This is a genomic window from Plesiocystis pacifica SIR-1 (genome assembly GCF_000170895.1).
GTDB classification, from domain to species: Bacteria; Myxococcota_A; Polyangia; order Nannocystales; family Nannocystaceae; genus Plesiocystis; species Plesiocystis pacifica.
Genome location: NZ_ABCS01000209.1, coordinates 1 through 4,735 on the forward strand (window position 1 = coordinate 1; position 4,735 = coordinate 4,735).

The window sequence follows — 4,735 nt, forward strand, 5'->3', positions numbered from 1 at the left end:
GGCGCCGGCCGGGAGCGCGAGGCCGCGGCGCGTCTCCAGCAGGGCGACCAGGTCAGCCAGCGTGCCCGCGAGCCCTGGCGGCGGATCGCCGAGCATGCGGCCCTCGGACGCCGACACGGGCAGGCGCCCCAGCTCCCGTCCCCGCGGCGTCATCTGCCCGTCCGCGTCGAGGGCCCCGACGCCGCGCAGGCGCTCCCGGGCCGCGTCCACGGCGAAGGGCGGGGGCGGGGCCAACCACGCCGCCCCGTCAAAGGCGCCGCCGTCCAGGCCGCAGCTGGCCGCGCGCAGCAGCACGTCGTCGAGCTCGATGCGCTCGATCTCTGGCGCGGTCACCTCCCGCGGGATGAAGCTCCGCGACCACAGCCGGATGCAGCGACCCGGCGCGACCCGGCCCGCGCGACCGGCCCGCTGCTCCATGCTGTCGCGGGCGATGGCCCCCAGGCCCAGGACCGAGCGCCCGCCCCGATGGATGCGCATGCGCGCCAGGCCCGAGTCGATCACCAGGCGCACCCCCGGCAGAGTCAGCGAGCTCTCGGCGACGTTCGTGGCCAGGTAGACCCGCCGCGGCGCCCCCTCGCGGCGGGCCGCGAAGGCGTCGACGAGGGTCCCCGGGGGTACGCCGCCGTGGACCGGGACGAGCTCGAGGCCGCCGTCGTCGGCCAGCGCCCGGCGGCAGCGCTCGATCTCCCCCTTGCCCGGAAGAAACACCAAGATGTCGCCGCTCGTCCCCGGCAAGCTCGCGCGCACGGCCTCGGCGACCCGGACCTCGAGATCGCGCTCGCTCGGCCCCTCCCCCGACTCGCCGCCGCGGTGCTCGACCTCCACGGGGAAGCTCCGCCCGCGGGCCTCGACCAGCGCCGCGTCGAGGGCCTCGGTCAAGCTCGCGGCGGCGAGGGTCGCCGAGCACAAGATCAGCTTTGGGGCCCCGTCCCGGCCCGGGCGGCGCAGCAGCGCGACGAGCAGCTCGATCTCCCAAGAGCGCTCGTGGAACTCGTCGACGAGCACCGCCGCGTAGGCCTCGATGCCTCCCGAGGCCACGAGGTTCAGCGCCACGCCCGGGGTCACGAAGGCGACCTGCGTGCTTGGACCCAGGCGATCCTCAAAGCGCACCCGGTAGCCCACGCGCTCGCCCACGGCTTGCCCCAGCTCCCGGGCGAGGTGCACCGCCAGGGCCCGACAGGCGACGCGGCGCGGCTCGACCACGAGGACGGGGCCGCCGAGGGCGTCGGCCGTCCAGCCCGGCAAGCGCGTGGACTTGCCCGAGCCCGTGGGCGCCGTGACCACGACCGCTCGGGGACCGCGCAGGGCCGCCTCGTAGCTCCCTCGGGCCTCCTCGATCGGCAGCTGAGCCGGGGCGTTCACGGCCCGGGACCATAACAGGTAGCATCGAGCCATGAACCTGCGCCTGTCCCCCAGCCTGACCCTGGCCGTGTCCGCGGCTTTGACCCTCGGCCTCGCGTGCACCGACGACGGCGACGGCGGCGATGAGATCGCCGCCGACACCAGCGGTAACCAGGAGGAGTCGACGAGCGAAGACACGACGGAGGAGTCCACCGGCGACTCCACCGAGGAGAGCACCGAGACCACCGACACTACGGAGAGCACCGAGGAGACCGAGGAGAGCTCCGAGGACACCACGGACACCACCGAGAGCACGGAGGAGACCGAGGAGAGCACGGACACCGGGCCCGTCGACAACGGCGGCTACGAGGCCGTGGTCAGCCCCGGCGGCCTCGATCGCGTGATCATCACGCGCAAGGACTTCAACGAGTCGACCTGCACCGAGATGGTCCTCTACTCGCCGGTGATGTTCGACGACTTCGACATCGACGTCCCCGACCCCTGGCGCATCGAGCTGGTCCGCGGCTGGACCGGCACGACCGACTGCCCCGAGGACAAGAGCGACCCGGACTACGGGGCCGGCGGCGGCACCGGGGAGATTTTCTTCCTCGGCACGGACGCCCTGGGCATCTACCCCTGCGCCGTCGGCTTCGACATCGAGCTGTTCTACAGCACCGAGCCCCCGACCACGAAGGCCTGGAACCAAGACAGCGTCGAGGTCATGGGCGTGAACTGCGGCTGAACGCGAGCCCCACCAAGCCACCGACTCGGCGGTCCCACGCACGGCGCGCGGGGCCGCCGTTTCGCGTCGCGCCCGTTTGCGTCACACCGCTGCTGCGCCGTGCCTTTCGCGCACCTGGGGCGCCTCGGTGCGGAGTGGGGCAAGCTGCCCCGATCTTGGCGGACTCATTCGCAACACCGACCATTGGAGTTCCAAAAGACAGTCGATACTTTCATTTTTTCTTGGACACTTTGGGCCACCTCGAAGGGCTCGCGCACACCAGTGCACATCCCCCTTCTCGGCCGTATGCGTCGGATACTGGCCAAAAGGACCATGAATGGCGATTCGCACGGACGATTCACAGTTCCCCACCCACCTGGGGTCACCGAGGGTCGAGTCATTCCAAATAATCACGATATCGTGCTTGCACATGTCGCTATTACCATCAGAATTCTTTCTGTACGGGCCGACACGCCTCGACGCCTCACCATGACCCAGTCCACCTCGACCGCTCACGTGCTGACGCAGTACACCCGCGTCACCCGCATCCTGACCAGCTACGCCGGGGCCGACGTGTCGGCGAAGGAGCTCGGGCGCATCGCGAGGAGCCTGGTCGACCGCGATCTGGGTCGGGCGCTGACCCGCGTGCACGCGTGGCTCGAGCGGCGCGGGCGCGTGTCCGAGGCCGAGATTCGCTCGGGCCTCGAGCTGCTCGAGACCTGCCTCGAGGGCTTCGAGGCCGTCGACGAGGTGACCCTCGAGCGCCTCCCGCCCACGCTCCGCGAGGTCATCCGGGCGCTGTGTGTCATCGAGCCTCCGGCCCTCGCGCGCACCCGCGGGGTCAAGGGTCGGCGGATCCGCGCCCGGCACGAGGGCGCGCCGGTTCGCCGGCGTCGCCGACCCAGCCAGGGCCTGCGCCGCGCCGCCGCGGACTTCGACCGCGTGCTCCCCCGGCGCCACGCCGAGAGCCGCCCGATGTGAGCGGCGCGTATGCTGCTCGCCATGGAGCCGCGCCTCTACGACGAGCTGGTCCCCTTCTACCACCTCCTCGATCCCCTCGACGATCACCGCGACGAGGCCGAGGTCTTCGCCGAGGTCTTGCACGCCGCGGTCCCCGGGGCCCGCGCGCTGCTCGAGCTGGGCTCGGGCGCAGGGCACGGGGCTCACTTCCTCGCGCCCCGCTTCGAGACCGCGACCTTGTGCGATCGCTCGGCGGCCATGCTCGCGCGCTCTCGGACCCTCAACCCCGGCTGCGTCCACGTCGAGGGCGACATGCGCACGATCCGGATCGGGCGCAGCTTCGACTGCGTCCTCGTCCATGACGCCATCACCTACATGACCACCCGGGCCGACCTGCTCGCGGTCATCGAGACGGCCCACGCCCACCTGCGCCCCGGGGGCGCCGCGCTGCTCGTGCCCGACTGCGTCAAGGAGAGCTTTTGCGAGTCCCACGAGGACCACGCCGGCGACGACGACGAGCGCAGCTTGCGGTGCATCGCGTGGTCCTGGGACCCCGACCCCGACGACGAGACCCACGTCGGCGACTTCGCCTTCTTGCTCCGCGAAGGCGGCGAGGTCCGGGCCGTCCACGACCGCCACCTGTTCGGCTTGTTCGCCACCCAGACCTGGCTCGAGCTGTGCGCCCAGGCGGGCTTCGAGGTCGAGGTGCTGCGCCGGCCCCTGCCCGAGGAGTACGTGGGCTCGGCCTACACCGACCAGATGTTCCTGTGCCGCAAGCCCTGAGTCGTGGACGTGGGGCAGGGAGGGCGTGGCGTCGTCCACGACGGCTAAAATAGACAGGGAGGGCGTGGCGCAGGGAGGGCGTGGCGTCGTCCGCGACGGCCCCGCGCTCGGTCATCCACCGGGGCAGATCAGGGTGAAGTGGCCGTCGGCGAACTCGCAAAACGATCCGCAGGTCTCCTCTGCCAGGCACGCGCAATCCTCCGAGCCGGAGCACGCTTCGGGCAGCTCGCGGCAGGAGAAGACGTCCGGCCCCGGATTCTCTCCGTCGAGCATGGCCTGCTGGCAGTAGTAGCTGTCGCTCGGACAAAAGAGCTCGCCGCACACGTGAGCGCCCTCGGGGGTCTCGCACATCGAGGTGTCGTTGCTGCGATCGACGCCCTCGGCCGCCTCGCAGCCCGCGATGTGGGCGTTGCCGTCGCACCCGCAGATCTCGACGTCGAGTCCATCGCATTCATCCGGTCGGGGGAGGCACTCACCGAGTTGGCCTGCGCCGCACAGATCGTCGGGGAAGTCGCACCACTCGTCGGGCCCGCACTCTTCGGGGCTGGCGCAGGAGTTCTCGTCCGTGTCGCCGGTGCCGGTCTCGGTCTCGGTCTCGGTGCCGGTCTCGGTCTCGGTCTCGGTGGTCGCGTCCTCGCTCCCCGTCTCGGCGTCCGCATCGTCGTTCGCGTTCGAGGAGGAGGGGGTGCATGCGATCGATAGCGCCGCGGCTGTCAGATAGGGGATTGCGCTGGGGAGCTTCACGACGTGGGTGTGCGCCGGCGAGGGGAATCGATCATCCCGCTGCCAGAAAAGCACTTGGACGCACATCGAGGGCTGCTCGGGCGGCATGTTCGCCTCGAGTCAGGCATCTGCACGAGTGTGGGAGGACCACAGCCTCGAACTCGACCCACGAGCAGCGCCGAGACGCTGCGTAGCGCCCATCCGTCA

5 protein-coding genes are annotated in these 4,735 nt (G+C 71.0%); 3 read left to right on the forward strand and 2 right to left on the reverse strand.

The features are described from left to right. A partial coding sequence (locus PPSIR1_RS41105) for a helicase-related protein (protein ID WP_006977264.1) occupies nucleotides 1–1,362 on the reverse strand: 1,362 nt, incomplete at its 3' end. A gap of 31 nt (nucleotides 1,363–1,393) precedes the next feature. Here PPSIR1_RS41105 and PPSIR1_RS41110 point away from each other — a divergent pair. From PPSIR1_RS41110 to PPSIR1_RS41120, 3 genes are all read left to right on the forward strand, one after another. Next, nucleotides 1,394–2,083, forward strand: a complete 690-nt coding sequence (locus PPSIR1_RS41110; RefSeq protein WP_006977265.1) for a hypothetical protein — start codon at nucleotides 1,394–1,396, stop codon at nucleotides 2,081–2,083. A gap of 468 nt (nucleotides 2,084–2,551) precedes the next feature. Next, a complete protein-coding gene (locus PPSIR1_RS41115) occupies nucleotides 2,552–3,043 on the forward strand; it encodes a hypothetical protein (protein WP_006977266.1) in 492 nt (163 codons plus the stop codon). A gap of 21 nt (nucleotides 3,044–3,064) precedes the next feature. Then, nucleotides 3,065–3,805, forward strand: a complete 741-nt coding sequence (locus tag PPSIR1_RS41120) for a class I SAM-dependent methyltransferase (RefSeq protein ID WP_045117772.1) — start codon at nucleotides 3,065–3,067, stop codon at nucleotides 3,803–3,805. Between the two features lie 111 nt (nucleotides 3,806–3,916). Here PPSIR1_RS41120 and PPSIR1_RS41125 read toward each other — a convergent pair whose 3' ends face one another. Beyond that, complete coding sequence (locus tag PPSIR1_RS41125; RefSeq protein WP_157596532.1) at nucleotides 3,917–4,549, reverse strand: hypothetical protein; 633 nt, start codon at nucleotides 4,547–4,549, stop codon at nucleotides 3,917–3,919. Nucleotides 4,550–4,735 lie beyond the last annotated feature (186 nt).

What these genes read in the sequence shown, in the direction of transcription:
- PPSIR1_RS41110 (WP_006977265.1), top strand. Translation starts at nt 1,394, where the DNA reads ATGAACCTGCGCCTGTCCCCCAGCCTGACCCTGGCCGTGTCCGCGGCT.
- PPSIR1_RS41115 (WP_006977266.1), top strand. Translation starts at nt 2,552, where the DNA reads ATGACCCAGTCCACCTCGACCGCTCACGTGCTGACGCAGTACACCCGC.
- PPSIR1_RS41120 (WP_045117772.1), top strand. Translation starts at nt 3,065, where the DNA reads ATGGAGCCGCGCCTCTACGACGAGCTGGTCCCCTTCTACCACCTCCTC.